This is a genomic window from Bacillus bruguierae, from assembly GCF_037104725.1.
Classification (GTDB): Bacteria; Bacillota; Bacilli; order Bacillales; family Bacillaceae_G; genus Bacillus_A; species Bacillus_A bruguierae.
The window spans coordinates 1-14,605 of record NZ_JBAWSX010000026.1 but is presented as its reverse complement, the minus strand read 5'-3'; the positions used below and the strand labels follow the sequence as shown (position 1 = coordinate 14,605).

Sequence of the window (14,605 nt, the reverse complement as noted above, 5' to 3'; positions counted from 1 at the left end):
TCATTAGTCAAGGTTTCCTCAAACTTGTCATAAATTTATAACTTAATAATACTCCTCTTTTATGAATAAAATGTCATATCAAGCTCTACTGTATAAATCCATTTTAACTTTCCGACATATAAGTCGCTGCTACGCAGAATACACCATGACCTCTACTTGCTTTCTCCTTTTGTTTTAAACCTTGCATGTGACAGGAAAACGCCCTGACCGTTTCTATGCGTGGCCAGATGTCCCCCTAAAAAGAAAGGGGTTTCACGTTGTTTTTACTTATATGAATGTCCATAAAATAGATTTGCCTGATACATCTCCTTTACAAAATAAAAAAAGGGATTTCTCCCTTTTTTTATTTTACTCGATTCATAATATCTTCTTTAATCGCTTCAAGCTTCTCTTCACTACGCTGCAAGGAATCTCCTTGTACACCAAAGTAAAACTTAATCTTTGGCTCTGTTCCAGATGGACGTAGGCAGAACCAAGATCCATCTGCCAAATAATACTTTAATACATTTGATTTTGGTAATTCAATTTCTTCTGTCACATTTTCTTTTACTTTTGTTCTAACGCTTGCTTTATAATCTTCTGCAATCGTTACTTCTAAATCTGCCACTTCTGTCGGTCTATTTTCACGGAACGATGTCATCATATTTTGAATTTGCTCTGCTCCGTCTTTTCCTTTTAACGTTAAGGAAACAAGTCCTTCACGGAAATATCCGTACTTTTCAAATACTTCAAGTAAACCATCATATAATGTTTTGCCTTGCGCTTTATAATATGCGGCAACTTCACATGCAAATAATACAGATTGTACTGCATCTTTATCACGGCAGAACGGGCGAATTAAATAACCGTAGCTTTCTTCATAACCGAACTGGAACTCATATTCTCCGCTCGCTTCATATTGCTTAATCTTCTCACCGATAAATTTAAAGCCAGTTAACGTATCGATTGTATCAAGTCCATAAGATTTTGCGATTGTACGTCCTAATTCAGATGTAACGATTGTTTTTAATACAACACCGTTTGCCTGTAACATACCTTGTTCTTTCTTTTGTGATAATAAGTAATCCAGCATTAACGCACCTGTTTGGTTTCCTGTTAATACTTGATACTCACCATCATGATTGCGAACTGCTACACCAAGACGATCAGCATCTGGATCTGTTGCAATTAATACATCTGCATCAATTTCTTCACCGTATCGAATTGCCAATTCAAACGCAGCATGTTCTTCTGGATTTGGTGATTTTACTGTTGAAAAGTCTGGATCTGGCTGTTCTTGTTCTTTTACAACAGTTACATTTTTAAATCCAACTGCCTCTAATCCGCGGCGAGCCGGAATATTAGATGTTCCATGCAAAGGTGAGAAGACAATTTTTAAATCTTGTCCAACTTCCTTCACAAGCTCTTTATTAAGAATAACTGTTTTTAATTGTTCTAAATATGCATCGTCAACTTCTTGACCGATGATCTGTAAGAGACCATTTTGTTTCAATTGCTCTACATCAGCAACCGCTACTGTCAATTCATCACTTACATTATTTACATACTGAATTAACTCATCTGCTTCTTTTGGAGGCAATTGTCCACCATCATCTCCGTACACTTTATAACCGTTATATTCCGGCGGGTTATGGCTTGCTGTAAGAACAATTCCACTGTACGTATGCAAATAACGTACTGCAAATGACAATTCTGGTGTTGGGCGTAGACTTTCAAATACATATGTTTTAATACCGTGAGCACCTAATGTTGCTGCTACTTCCATTGCAAACTCTGGAGACTTATGACGGGAATCATATGCAACAACAACGCCGCGTGCTTTTGCTTCTTCACCTTGATTTTCAATAAAACGAGCTAAACCTTCCGTCGCCTTACGAACAGTGTACACATTTAAACGATTTGTGCCGGCACCTAACTCTCCGCGCATACCACCTGTACCAAATTCTAAGTTTTTATAAAAACTATCTTCAATTTTCTTTTCATCACTTTGCATTGCTTCTAATTGCTGCTTTAGCTCTGCATCTAAATCTGCAAAGGAAATCCAGCGTTCATACTCTTTTTTCCATTCCATGTTGTTTTCTCCTCTCAATCAGCATAGTTTCATTATATGAAAAAAATTATGCTTCCCTCAATATTTTTTATTTTTTTACAACATTTAATTCCCTATTTATCGAGTGAAAGCACTGGCACACATCTAAAAAAGGATTGGCAAATGCCAATCCCCTCCTTACTTACTCTTCATTTCCAAAGCTTTCAACAAGTGTTGCCAATGTACGCACCATTGCTCCTGTTCCTCCGCTTGGACCTAAGTCATGTGCGCTCTTTGTATCAGATGTTCCTGCGATGTCTAAATGCACCCAAGGTGTTTTTTCTGCAAATTCTCCAAGGAATACACCTGCCATAATCGCATGGCCATCACGCCCTGGCGAGTTATTCAAATCTGCTAACTTACTATTTCGAACACGCTCTTTATCGCGTTCGAAAATCGGTAATTGCCACATTGGCTCATCTGTTTCCATCGATGCCTCTAGCACTTGCTCATAAAATGCTTCGTTATTTGTCATAGCACCTGTTGTATGATTTCCAAGTGCAACAATAACACCACCTGTTAATGTCGCAACATCAACAAGATAATTTGCTCCAAGCTTCTTCGCATACGTAATACCATCAGCTAACGCTAAACGACCTTCTGCATCTGTATTTAATACTTCAATCGTTTTACCACTCATCGATGTAATCACATCATCTGGTTTAAATGCGGTACCGCTCACCATATTATCTGTAGAAGGAATAACAGCCACTACGTTTTGCTCTGGGCGAAGTTCACCGATAATTTCCATTGCACCAAGAACAGCTGCCGCACCGCCCATATCGCCTTTCATACCAACCATGCTTTCGCGCGGTTTTAGAGAATAACCACCTGTATCGTATGTAATTCCTTTACCAACTAAACCAATTACATCTGTCCATTCTTCTTTACCTTTATATAAAAGAGCAATCATTTTTGGCGGCTCTGTAGAACCTTGATTTACCGCAAGCAGGGCGCCCATTCCAAGCTCTTCCATTTCTTCTTTCTCAAGAACCTTATAATCCATATCATACTTTTCCGCTAGTTCAACCGCATAATCCGCTAAAGCTGTTGCCGTTAACATATTTGGCGGCATATTCACAAGCGTACGCGCAGAGTTTGTAGCACGCCCGTGTACATAGCCAACTGTTAATACAGCTTCAATTTCTTGCGGGTCTTCCTTTGTAATTACAACAAAGCTTTCTAATTGATGCGCTTCTTTTTTATCTGTTTTATATGTTAACAACTCATATGTGCCAAGGAAATATGTTTCTGCCGCAATATGCGCAACATCAATAGCGTCCATTTTATCTGTAACAAACGAATCTAACATAAATGCAACATTTTTCACTTTAGCACTTTGCAATGTTTTCGCTAACTTTCCGAGCGTACCTCGCAGTGTTTCTGTCGTATATCTTTCTTTTTTGCCAAGGCCAACAAAATAATAACGCTTTGTATCTGTTTTTCCTAAACTATGTAATTTAGAAATGACTTTTTTCTTTGGAGAAATTTCCTTTTCATCTAGTAACACTTGTAAATGACCATCAAACGCTTGGTTTAATTCTTTCACAAAACTGCTCATTACCTCATCTTCAAATAAAGCAACAACTACCGCTTCATGACTTACTAATTCTTTTTGCACTTGAAACATGCTAGCACCCCCTGTTTTTTGTGTTTCTATTATATCCTTATTTTCGGGAAAATGCGACAATTCAAACTTCTTCCATGTATAAAATAAATTGCGGGAGCTGCGGCAATTTCTGAATTTCCTCATATGAAATTCGATTTATCTCTTTCGGTAACATTTCACGACACGTTTGAATGAAGTGTACAACTTTTTCAACATTCAAATCCCAATAAATCGGGCAATACGGAGTTAAATACGCTTCAGCTACTCCCATCATTATCCGTGCCCCCTTTATATTTCCGTAGCTATAATGATACTGTGCGACTGTCATTTGCAATAAACCTTTTAAAAACAAATTCTCTCGATCTTCGAGCCACATTTCTTCTAATAAGTCATGGCACGTATAATAATCACCTTCATTATACTTTATAAAAAACTCATAATACGCTAAAGGATAATCTTCCATCACTTCTCTCCCTTTACTGCGTTTTTTCTTCTCCATTTCACTTTATGATAACAAATAAAAAAAAGTCTAGCGCCACAAGCGTCTAGACTATTGCTGTTTTAAATATTGTGAGCGAAACACTTGCATTGTTTCATCTTCATTTAAAAGCGTTAAATCTTGTTCTGTAAGTTTGCCATTTCCCATTTTCACAACGTAAACATTCACTTTTTTCTTTCCCCATTGATTATATACATCTCGCACGGTTTCATAATATAAATCAAGGCGATTCCCTTGAATTGCACCGCCTTTATCCGCCACAACACCGTAGCCATATCCAGGAACGAACAGAATCGTCCCAATCGGAAATACGCGAAGATCAGCTGCGATTGTTGAATATATATCCCGCTTTACTTTCACCCCGGAATATGTAATCCCGTACTCAGGATGTCCTTTTGTTTTTCCTGTTGACTCCATACCAGCTGTATATCCTGTGGCAGTAACTTCCATCTGGTGATACTTTGACCAATCTTTTGCATTCTCTAAAGCACGAATAACTTCGGCACTTGGAATCGCCTGCTTATTTTGTTCAGCTGCGTGCACTACTTTCACTTCATTTTTCTTATACATATGAATCATTTCAGAAAGAGAGATTCCTGACATAGCTTGCCAAGTTACACATAATGCAGCTATAAATAAGCAAATCATTATCATGCGAATGCTATATCGTTTTATCATTTTCGTTTTCCACACTCCTTCATCGTTATTGTGCCCCAACTGATGAAGGAAATATTCATGAAAAAAGCTCCTAAAAAAAGGAGCTTCAAAACATTTGATATCCACGTTGTCGTAATGATTTGATCACAATGCCAGATAAAGCGGCACCGACTAAGCCAGTTGATAAGATCATAATATCAGCTTGTCCAAGGTGAAGAAAGCTTGTTCCTAATGAAGTGAACGCTTCTTTTGGCTGTACAAAGTAATCTAAAAAATCAACTTTATCAATAATAAACACACAAATAAGCGGATATACGACAACCATGACCCATGTTGCTCGTAAAATCATATTTAATAAAAAACCAATTCCAAAAAATAAAACTAAGAATAACATCATAGAAATTAATAAAACGGGTATGCTCATTATTTCCATCCCTTCTTATTTATTTTCTGTATTTCCTACAAAAATGTTATATACTGTATAACCAAATTGTTCTCCTGGATTTAACGTCCCGTCCATTTGTAATAGCGGAGCCGGCATTGCTTCTAATAAATACTGTATTAACACGGAAGCATGTTCATCATGTGCAATATCTGTTGGAAATAAGAATGCTCCTTCAGACAATTCCCGCTCCTGAATGATAATATGTTCTCCTTTTGGTTCTAAAAGAAAAATAATCATATTGTCACTAATCTCACCCTGTATGACACCTGATCGAACACTCATTATTCCTTTCACACTCGTAGCAATTCCTGTCTCCTCTAACACTTCACGCTGCACTGCTTGATCGATTGTTTCTCCTTCATTGACAAAACCAGCAGGCAATGACCATTTTCCTTTTAATCCGCCATATTTTTTCTTAACGACAAGCCATCTTCCATCTGACGTTATGACAAGACCACTTACCGCTAACCATACCTTTCCACGTTTACTCATTATTAGAAACCCCTTCCAGTCAAACGAACAGAATATTCACTCTTTTCTTCCATTATACTATAAAGATTTCAAAAGGAGAACGAGGTGAAACGCGCTCTTTATGTAAAAAGAACTTTATTTATTTTGTAATATTCAGTAAAATTAAAACAACAAAAAACAGAAACAGCCGATAGCCGTTTCTGTTTTGAATTACAAATTAAAATAATTTTAACTTACCTTTTTTAAGAACTAATAAAGGTCCGCCAAGTATGAATAGGTAACGGTTGTCGATTACTTTCTTCATGAATGAAGCTTTCCAGCCAGTTAATTTTTTGCCCATTACAACGCCCATTGCATCGTCATGTCCTAATGAACATACAGAACCTTTGTTATCGAATACAAACTTCTGCATTTCGCCTTTACCACGAACAAGAACAGCTAAGTTATGTGCAATGCTGTAACCTTGTTGAATCGCAATTTGTGCTGTTGGTGGGTATGGACGGTTAATTTCTTCGTTAATGATTAACGCTGCATCACCAACCATGAATACTTCTTCATGACCTGGAGCGTGCATGTACTCGTCCACTTTTACACGACCGCGCATTGCTTCAAAGCCAGACTCTTCTACAATACCGTTACCGCGAACACCTGCAGCCCAAACTACAGTTGCAGATTTCAATAATTCTACATCGTCGCCGTTTGCAACAAGAATACCTTCTTCAGTTGCTTCTTTAATAGCTGTACCGATGCGGAATTCTACACCTTTTTTCTCTAATTGTTTTACAGCGTACTCAACTAGCTCTGGATCGAAACCAGGAAGTGCTGTTGGAGCAGCTTCAACACAAATAATACGCGCTTTTTCACGAGGAACATCATACTCTTCGCAAAGCTCAGGAATACGGTTTGCAAGCTCACCTACATACTCGATACCTGTAAATCCAGCACCGCCGACAACGATTGTAACTAACTCATCGCGTTTTTCTGAAGCATATAGAGAGAACATGTACTCCATATGATCACGAATTTGACGAGTTGCATTAATGTTAGCGATAGAGAATGCATGCTCTTTTAATCCTTTAATTCCAAACGTTTCAGACTCGAAACCAAGACCGATTACTAAGTAATCATACTCTAGCTCGCCATTCTTTAAGATAACGCGCTTTTCAGCTGCTTTAATTTCTACAACTGTGTCTTGTACGAAGTTTACTTTGTTTGTGTCGATTACATCTTTAATGTCTAAACGAACTTTGTCGTGATGCAACGTACCAGCTGCACTTTCATGTAACCAAGTTGCTTGATAATGATAGCTGTTGTTATTTACTAATGTGATTTCAGCTTCACTTACAGATAATGTTTTTTGCAGACGAACAGTAGTAATCATTCCGCCATAACCTGCGCCTAGAACTACGATTTTTGGCTTCTTCACCCTAATCACAACCCTCTTCTTTATATAGATAGTTAAAAATAATAAAAATAGTGCTAAAACAAATGAAATGCTAAGAATGTAAAAGTTCTCACATTCTTAACAAAACCAAAAACAAGTTTGAAAAATGTTACGAAATTTGTCATAAAAAATTAATACATTTACCTTCCTATATTAGTCGTTTTCTTTTTACTTTTCAAGCACTTGTAGAATTATCAATATTTTAAAATAACGTAGTCTTTTTAAGTTTTTCGACATTTGCTTATTCACTAAGTGTATAAAGCTTTTCACCCATTTTTTTTGCTTTCTGTTATGCCGTATATATATTAAAATTACGAAAAAATACATATAATTACCAAACATTGCATCCTTTACTTACTGGCTAGTTTCTTCTTTGTATAACAAATCTATACAAAGTGCATATACAATTCAGTCGCTTTCTACGGCTTTTTTTTATAAAATATGATATTATTTGTCTTGGGTGCGCTTGCACTCCGCTCATGGAAGTTTCGTATAACATACATACGAGTGTATATAGGATAAGCACGAAAAATTTCCTAATTATAGGGGGAGTAAACAGTGACAGAAAATCAAAAGGTATACGACATCACTATTATTGGTGGAGGCCCAACTGGATTATTCACAGCTTTTTATGGCGGTATGAGACAAGCAAGCGTAAAAATTATCGAAAGCTTGCCACAACTCGGCGGTCAATTATCCGCATTATATCCTGAAAAGTACATATATGATATCGCAGGTTTTCCAAAAATTCGTGCACAAGAACTTATTAACAACTTAAAAGAACAAATGAGCAAGTTCGAACCAACCATTTGCCTAGAAGAAGCTGTACAAACGATAGAAAAACAAGAAGATGGTGTGTTCAAACTTGTAACAAATAAAGAAACACACTATTCTAAGTCCGTCATCATTACAGCTGGAAACGGCGCGTTTAAGCCGCGTCCTTTAGAATTAGAAGGCACAGAGAAATTCGAAAAAACAAACTTACATTATTTCGTTGATGATATGAATAAATTTGCTGGCAAACGCGTTGTCGTCTTTGGCGGTGGAGATTCTGCTGTAGACTGGACAATGATGTTAGAGCCAATCGCAGAAGAAGTAACAATCGTTCACCGCCGTGATAAATTCCGCGCACATGAGCATAGCGTCGAAACGTTAATGAACTCGCGCGCACTAGTAAAAACACCATACGTTCCAGTTGAACTTATAGGTGAAGAAAAAATTGAACAAGTTGTACTTCAACATGTGAAAACAGAAGAGACAGTTGTCATTGATGTTGATGATGTCATCGTAAACTACGGATTCGTCTCTTCCCTTGGTCCAATTAAAGATTGGGGCCTAGATATCCAAAAGAACAGCATCGTTGTAAATTCTAAAATGGAAACAAACATCCCTGGCATTTACGCAGCTGGTGATATTTGTACATATGAAGGAAAAGTAAAACTAATCGCATGTGGCTTTGGCGAAGCCCCAACAGCAGTAAACAACGCAAAAGCATACTTCGATCCAAATGCGAAGCTGCAACCAATGCATAGTTCTAGTATGTTTTAATAAAAAGAGACTGATTCCAAAGGCACTTAAGCGCCTTTGCGAATCAGTCTCTTTTTTACGTGCCCAGCAATATATATCGGCGTTTTTTACGATATATCAGCGATTCGACACAATATAAAGTGAAACTTCCATCAGTGACGACTTTTTCACTGATGGAAAGCCCGCCCAATCGGGCTTTTACGGCCAGTCGTCTTCTCCATGCTTCCACAACCTGTACTGCCCGTTAATGCGGGATAAAGACCCTTCGACGATGTTCGACACGTAATCCCCCTATCCTCCACCTGTATAATTATGGTACAATTAACAAGAACGTTTGTTCTTATTAAAAAGAGAGGATGACACAATAATGCAACCTACAATTATAAAAAAAGAAGCTTTTCAAGCCATCGGGATTTCTATTACTACAAACAACGAACTGGAAATGTCTAGCGCCGGAAAAATCCCTCATCTATGGAATCAATACTTCCAAGAGCAAATTACCAACCAAATTCCTAACAAAACTACACAAACAGAAACGCTCGCATTGTATTCCAACTATGAATCCGATGAAACAGGTCGCTATACGTATACAATTGGTGTTCCTGTTTCTACTGTCATTGATACACCAGAAAACATGACATCATTCACGATCCCAGCTGCTACATACGCCGTATTTACAACGCGCAAAGGGCCGCTATCCGAAATCATCGCAGAAGCATGGCAAGATATTTGGAACTGGTCAAAAGAAAATAAACGTACGTTCACAACGGACTTCGAGCTGTATGATGAACGAGCTTTCGATCCAAATGATGCTCAAGTTGACATTTATATTGCACTTGCTTAATACACAAAAAGACGCAAGCAGCTGCTGTGTCTTTTTTTATATCCACTTCTCGTTATATCTTTATATATATTTTAATCAATATATGAATATAATATAAAACTTAAAAAAAGCCTTACATTACATATCGCCGAATCTTACAAAACTGTTATGTTTCTGTAAGATTCGGCGATAGTAAGTCCATACGTTCTCCTGCATAATAAGCGTATAACAACAAGAAAAGATTTCATGAGGTGATACATATGAATGGAAATAAAATATTATCTGCTCTTTCGTACTTTAGTGTTCTCTTTGCACCTATCTTGTTCCCGCTAATCGTTTGGATTGTAGGCGATTACGAAACAAGAACTCATGCTAAACGCGCTCTATGGACACATATTCTTCCGAGCATCGCTATCTTTATAGGACTTGCAGTATTAGGAGTTATGGATGCTGGTTTTAATCAGCCAGCTGAGACACTTGCTCTTAGTGCAGTGATTGTAGTATGCATTTGTGCCCTAGTTAGCCTATACTACTTTATTTGGAATATGGTAAAAGGAATTACAGTCCTTAAAGGATAACTTCTTCCATTGAACTACCCACACCTACCGTTTCGTGCTTGAGGTGGCGGTCTTCTCACTAGATATGATAAAAAAGGATTCCCCAAGTTAAAAACGCAACCACTCAATATCTCACATAAGAGACGTTTGGTGGTTTTTCCTTTTTCAACATGAAAAATCTGCTGGGCAAATTCTACTTTTTTGAATACAATAAAAAAGTATCTGTATAGAAAGATTAGAAACTGTTAACAAAGATAAAAAGACATATGACAGAAAGGGATTCATATGGAGGAATTACAGAAAAGTAAACTTGCTCTAGAAGAAATGGAAATGCCTTTATTAAAAAATACAAACTTCCTATTTCTTTGGGCAGCCACTCTATTTTCAAGCTTTGCCTTAGCATTTTTTACGTTTTCACAAACATGGTACATAGCAAAAACATTAAATTTAGAAGCATCACTCGGTGTTGTCTTTGTGGCTCTTAGTGTTCCGCGCCTCATCTTCATGATTATTGGTGGAGCTGTTGCAGACAAATTCCCAAAAAAGAATATCATGTTTTATTCTAATATTGTTCGGGCGCTTCTTGTCACTATCATTCTTATTTGGTTTATTATTGGTCACGTCACACTATACACATTTGCTTTATTTGCACTTTTCTTTGGCTTAGCCGATGCCTTTTTCTGGTCAGCTGATGGTTCTATCTTACCTGAGCTCGTAGCGAAGCATCGTCTTACACAAGCAAATTCACTTACACAAATGACGAACCAAGCATCAGTTATTTTCGGCCCTGTCCTTGGCGGGATACTCATCAAATTCAGTAATTATGAGACAATCTTTACAATAACGATTTTATTATTAATTATCGCTGCCATACTGATTCAAAAAGTTCACTCTAGTACAGGTCAAGAAGATAAACATGAAAATAAAGGCATGTTCACCTCTATTAAAGAAGGCATTCTTTATGTGAAAGAATCTTCATTTTTATCCACGTTCCTTATTTGCAGCGCCTTTTTGAATTTATTTTTAATCGGACCGATGCAAGTTGGGTTTCCGCTATTTGTTAAAAATGTACTGCACGGTGATTCTCTACAATTTAGTTATTTAGAGGCAGCTGTTGGCGGTGGGATGGCCATTGGCGCTGTTATCGTTGGACTGCGAAATATTACTCGCCGCCGCGGGTTATTTTGCATTATTATGATGCTGTTGTCAGGTGTTTTCTTCTTGTCTATTAATTTCAGTACAACACTTTGGCAAGCACTTCTTTCAGGCTGCTTTTACGGCATTACAATCGCAATGGCAATTGTGCCGTTAATGGCCATGATTCAATCGACTGTGAAAGAAGAAATGATGGGACGTGTCATGAGCTTACTTATGCTATCATCGATGGGCTTTATCCCTATTTCTTATGCAATTACATCACTTGCCTTAGCAGCTGGAATACCTATTGTTATAGTTATGAAAAGCGGTGCAATTGCTGTCATTGTCTTTGTACTCTTTATCGCGATTCGCGTTCCAACTGTACGAAAATTTGATTAAAAGAAAGGAGTTATGCTTCATAAGCATGACTCTTTTCTTTTTTCACTTTCCAATGGAAATCCGTTTTGTTAATCTGAGTTTGATACTGCGTCAAAATTTGCTGCTGCTATGTATTAAACTCTTCTTTATTTTGAAATTCACTATGTTGCTTCATTAATGAATACATTTTACTCATATTCATCACTCCCATTTATAAATAAGAAAAAAAACATAAAGGTGGAGAAAGATTTTATTGTATGATAAAAATAAATTCATCAAACTGAGGTGGAAAAATGATTGTAATCAGTGCATGTTTAGCTGGAATTGCTTGTCGCTATGATGGAAACGATAATTTCGTTACAAAAATCCAAGAACTACTCGAAAAAGAAGAAACAATTCTTATTTGTCCGGAAGTGTTAGGCGGATTGCCGACGCCTCGTATGCCCGCTGAAATTATCGGAGGCAACGGGGATGATGTGCTAGATGGAAATGCGAAGGTTATCGATCGCAGCGGAAATGACGTGACAGAAATCTTTATTGCAGGTGCTTACAAAGCATTAGATCAAATCAAAGATTTAAACCCTGAGTATATTATCCTAAAAGAACGCAGTCCGTCATGCGGAAGTTCTGTCATTTACACGGGTGAATTTAATGGACAAAAACAAGATGGTTACGGCGTTACCACTGCATTATTTAAACGACATGGTTTTACGGTTATTTCAGAAGAAGCATTTACCGAAAAATAAGGCGATGTCCTTTTATTCCTCTCCTTATTTATCCCGCTACTTTAGGGCAGTAAGAGCCCGATTGGTTCAACTAACCATCAGTGGTGGATGACGAAAACCTCCACTGATGGGAGTTTCACTTTATTTTCCCGTAGTTTTCCATTCATTTACACAATAAATATCTATATAACAAGAAATACAAAGGTAAGCCATATTCATTATCATTAATATAAAATATATTATTAAGAAGCAGGTGAACTGGGAGTGAAGAGAATAAAATGGGCTGTTTTCATTTTAGTGTGTAGCATACCACTATTTCTATTAAGTGGTTGTTTTACAGAAACAAAACTTAAAAAACCAATAGGAGATTATTTGTCAGAAAGCTATGGAATAAAGGATGAAGATTTTAAAATTCTTTCTGCTGATAATAATTGGTTTGAAGGTATTGATCATCAAACTTATGTAGAAATAAAAAAACCCTACCACACTTTTGCTTATTTAATTGTAGATAGAAATTCACATGAAATAGATAAAAATAGCGGCGATGATGTTTTCTTAGAAATATTCAAAGGAGCGTATGTTAAACAACATCGTGATGTTTTGAAACAATCTGATAAGATTATAAAAAAATATAACTTATTAAGTGAATCTCCTAATGACTATGACAATGGGAAACAAAATTTCTATTACTATTTACATATAAATATAGATGAACAACAAGAAAAAGAATTAATTACAGACTTCAAAAAAGAACAAAAATTAAACACTGACAACATAATAAAAACATTAAAAGTTAGTAAACCTAGAGATAATGCCGATCATATAGGAGTCATCAATTTTATTTACTATTACAACACCTATAAAAATAACGGAAGTGTACCTAAAGCCCAAAGCATTGTGGATGATTTTGAAAAAAGTCACGTGTTAACAGAAGGTGTTTATAACGTAGCAGTTAACACCATATATTCTAGTCCTGAGTCTATACAACAAGGGATGGATAGTAGAAATAGTAATGTCATGTTCATCGTAGATAAATCAGGGAAATTTAAAGCAATGGAACCAAATTCGAGTTTTTAGAACCCGATAACTTCGAAAATGGCGACGAAATCTGATAATCCATCTATATACTCATTTACCGTGACAGTTAATGCCACAAAAGTCCATTTAAAAAGAAAAAGAAGATAACCACTTACTATATATAGAGGGTTGTCTTCTTTTTCTTTTCTATATATAAATAAGATTTTCATCCCTTACGCAAACCATATAAATCCATTTTAATTTTTTGACATATAAGTTACTACTATGCAGAATACAACATGACCTGTACTCGCTTGTGGCAGGAAAAGGAACTGACCGCTTCTATGCACGGTCAGATGCTCTCGTCCCCCCGTTTTTATCCCGCATTAACGGGCAGTAAGACCCCCACCTCAAGATTCAGAGAGAAACAAAGAAGATAGGTGGGGGATAACTGCCCGTAAAAGCCTGATTGGTTCAACTTCCCGTCAGTGGGGGGAAACCCCCACTGACGGGAAGTTTCACTTTATGTCGGTTTTTACTTGTATATAGCCTTATTATGAGGCTGGTTTGTTAATTACATAACGTTGTTCAATGCGTTGTTCAATTCTTTCCAACTCTCGTTTATCATTTAGGATCTTTTGTTTATTTTCCTGTACTAATTCTTTAAAGGATTTATTGAGTAATTTACAATGCTTTTTCACAATAATCATTCCTCCTTATTTTCTATGAAACCAAGATGTAGAATGAAAAAACACATAAAACTTTTCGCTTCTTGTAAAAAATTTGTCTTTATTTGTCGAAAAATTCTACTTAATTAAATAATACTATACCTTTTTCTTTTTCAAAAGGTAATTTTTTGAACATTTCGTGAAGTTAACGAACTATGGTAATAGGGATTGTATTTTCTATAATAATACTGTTAGCGTGGGGGTTTTCCGAAATGCTGGCGGTACCCCATGCCCATCAAGCTAACATTTTGAAGTGCCCCCAAAACGAAAATTTCATCTTTTCATAGGTGTCCATGAGAATTTAGTTCATTTTTTTCGTTTTGGGGAACATTTAATTTCTTAAGTTGATGGCAATGTGTCATTGCCTCTATATGTTAAAATAAAATTAATTTAAATTAATTAAGAAAGCAGGAGTGAATATGGCATATTGCAAAGTTCGTCAAGCTAATATCTATTATGAAGATATAGGGGATGGTATACCAATCGTGATGATACATGG

14 protein-coding genes are annotated in these 14,605 nt (G+C 36.6%); 6 read left to right on the top strand and 8 right to left on the bottom strand.

Features of this window, described 5'->3' with window-relative positions; translation table 11 throughout:
• Positions 1 to 343: 343 nt before the first annotated feature.
• From WAZ07_RS24755 to WAZ07_RS24725, 7 genes are all read right to left on the bottom strand, one after another.
• Entirely contained in the window at positions 344 to 2,071 is a 1,728-nt protein-coding gene (locus tag WAZ07_RS24755) for a phospho-sugar mutase (RefSeq protein WP_336474531.1), read from the bottom strand.
• Positions 2,072 to 2,231: 160 nt separating this feature from the next.
• Positions 2,232 to 3,719, bottom strand: a complete 1,488-nt coding sequence (locus WAZ07_RS24750) for a leucyl aminopeptidase (protein WP_336474530.1) — start codon at positions 3,717 to 3,719, stop codon at positions 2,232 to 2,234.
• A 61-nt stretch (positions 3,720 to 3,780) separates the two neighbouring features.
• Positions 3,781 to 4,161, bottom strand: a complete 381-nt coding sequence (locus tag WAZ07_RS24745; protein ID WP_336474529.1) for a DUF309 domain-containing protein — start codon at positions 4,159 to 4,161, stop codon at positions 3,781 to 3,783.
• A gap of 87 nt (positions 4,162 to 4,248) precedes the next feature.
• Positions 4,249 to 4,875 carry a 3D domain-containing protein gene (locus WAZ07_RS24740; RefSeq protein WP_090918445.1) on the bottom strand — a complete coding sequence of 209 codons (627 nt, stop codon included), beginning with the start codon at positions 4,873 to 4,875 and terminating at the stop codon, positions 4,249 to 4,251.
• Positions 4,876 to 4,960: 85 nt separating this feature from the next.
• Entirely contained in the window at positions 4,961 to 5,278 is a 318-nt protein-coding gene (locus tag WAZ07_RS24735; protein ID WP_090918443.1) for a YuiB family protein, read from the bottom strand.
• Between the two features lie 15 nt (positions 5,279 to 5,293).
• Complete coding sequence (locus WAZ07_RS24730; RefSeq protein ID WP_090918441.1) at positions 5,294 to 5,791, bottom strand: NUDIX domain-containing protein; 498 nt, start codon at positions 5,789 to 5,791, stop codon at positions 5,294 to 5,296.
• Between the two features lie 196 nt (positions 5,792 to 5,987).
• A complete protein-coding gene (locus WAZ07_RS24725; protein ID WP_336474528.1) occupies positions 5,988 to 7,196 on the bottom strand; it encodes an NAD(P)/FAD-dependent oxidoreductase in 1,209 nt (402 codons plus the stop codon).
• A gap of 576 nt (positions 7,197 to 7,772) precedes the next feature.
• On the opposite strand from WAZ07_RS24725, the gene WAZ07_RS24720 reads away from it, so the two are divergent.
• From WAZ07_RS24720 to WAZ07_RS24690, 6 genes are all read left to right on the top strand, one after another.
• On the top strand, positions 7,773 to 8,762 hold the full coding sequence (locus tag WAZ07_RS24720) for an NAD(P)/FAD-dependent oxidoreductase (protein ID WP_336474527.1): 990 nt from the start codon (positions 7,773 to 7,775) through the stop codon (positions 8,760 to 8,762).
• A 346-nt stretch (positions 8,763 to 9,108) separates the two neighbouring features.
• Positions 9,109 to 9,585: a GyrI-like domain-containing protein gene (locus tag WAZ07_RS24715; RefSeq protein ID WP_336474526.1), complete on the top strand. Its 477-nt coding sequence runs from the start codon at positions 9,109 to 9,111 to the stop codon at positions 9,583 to 9,585.
• Positions 9,586 to 9,824: 239 nt separating this feature from the next.
• Entirely contained in the window at positions 9,825 to 10,142 is a 318-nt protein-coding gene (locus WAZ07_RS24710) for a DUF4870 domain-containing protein (RefSeq protein ID WP_336474525.1), read from the top strand.
• Between the two features lie 264 nt (positions 10,143 to 10,406).
• Positions 10,407 to 11,657 (top strand): MFS transporter, encoded by a 1,251-nt coding sequence (locus tag WAZ07_RS24705; protein WP_336474524.1) that lies wholly within the window; start codon positions 10,407 to 10,409, stop codon positions 11,655 to 11,657.
• A gap of 272 nt (positions 11,658 to 11,929) precedes the next feature.
• Complete coding sequence (locus WAZ07_RS24695; protein WP_336474523.1) at positions 11,930 to 12,382, top strand: 2-thiouracil desulfurase family protein; 453 nt, start codon at positions 11,930 to 11,932, stop codon at positions 12,380 to 12,382.
• Positions 12,383 to 12,625: 243 nt separating this feature from the next.
• Positions 12,626 to 13,438, top strand: coding sequence for a hypothetical protein (locus WAZ07_RS24690; protein WP_336474522.1), 813 nt, complete (start codon positions 12,626 to 12,628; stop codon positions 13,436 to 13,438).
• Positions 13,439 to 13,932: 494 nt separating this feature from the next.
• Here the strand turns inward: WAZ07_RS24690 and WAZ07_RS24685 are convergent, their stop codons facing one another.
• Positions 13,933 to 14,088, bottom strand: coding sequence for an FbpB family small basic protein (locus WAZ07_RS24685; protein WP_090918426.1), 156 nt, complete (start codon positions 14,086 to 14,088; stop codon positions 13,933 to 13,935).
• Positions 14,089 to 14,605 lie beyond the last annotated feature (517 nt).

What these genes read in the sequence shown, in the direction of transcription:
- WAZ07_RS24755 (WP_336474531.1), bottom strand. Translation starts at nt 2,071, where the DNA reads ATGGAATGGAAAAAAGAGTATGAACGCTGGATTTCCTTTGCAGATTTA.
- WAZ07_RS24750 (WP_336474530.1), bottom strand. Translation starts at nt 3,719, where the DNA reads ATGTTTCAAGTGCAAAAAGAATTAGTAAGTCATGAAGCGGTAGTTGTT.
- WAZ07_RS24745 (WP_336474529.1), bottom strand. Translation starts at nt 4,161, where the DNA reads ATGGAAGATTATCCTTTAGCGTATTATGAGTTTTTTATAAAGTATAAT.
- WAZ07_RS24740 (WP_090918445.1), bottom strand. Translation starts at nt 4,875, where the DNA reads ATGATAAAACGATATAGCATTCGCATGATAATGATTTGCTTATTTATA.
- WAZ07_RS24735 (WP_090918443.1), bottom strand. Translation starts at nt 5,278, where the DNA reads ATGAGCATACCCGTTTTATTAATTTCTATGATGTTATTCTTAGTTTTA.
- WAZ07_RS24730 (WP_090918441.1), bottom strand. Translation starts at nt 5,791, where the DNA reads ATGAGTAAACGTGGAAAGGTATGGTTAGCGGTAAGTGGTCTTGTCATA.
- WAZ07_RS24715 (WP_336474526.1), top strand. Translation starts at nt 9,109, where the DNA reads ATGCAACCTACAATTATAAAAAAAGAAGCTTTTCAAGCCATCGGGATT.
- WAZ07_RS24710 (WP_336474525.1), top strand. Translation starts at nt 9,825, where the DNA reads ATGAATGGAAATAAAATATTATCTGCTCTTTCGTACTTTAGTGTTCTC.
- WAZ07_RS24705 (WP_336474524.1), top strand. Translation starts at nt 10,407, where the DNA reads ATGGAGGAATTACAGAAAAGTAAACTTGCTCTAGAAGAAATGGAAATG.
- WAZ07_RS24695 (WP_336474523.1), top strand. Translation starts at nt 11,930, where the DNA reads ATGATTGTAATCAGTGCATGTTTAGCTGGAATTGCTTGTCGCTATGAT.
- WAZ07_RS24685 (WP_090918426.1), bottom strand. Translation starts at nt 14,088, where the DNA reads ATGATTATTGTGAAAAAGCATTGTAAATTACTCAATAAATCCTTTAAA.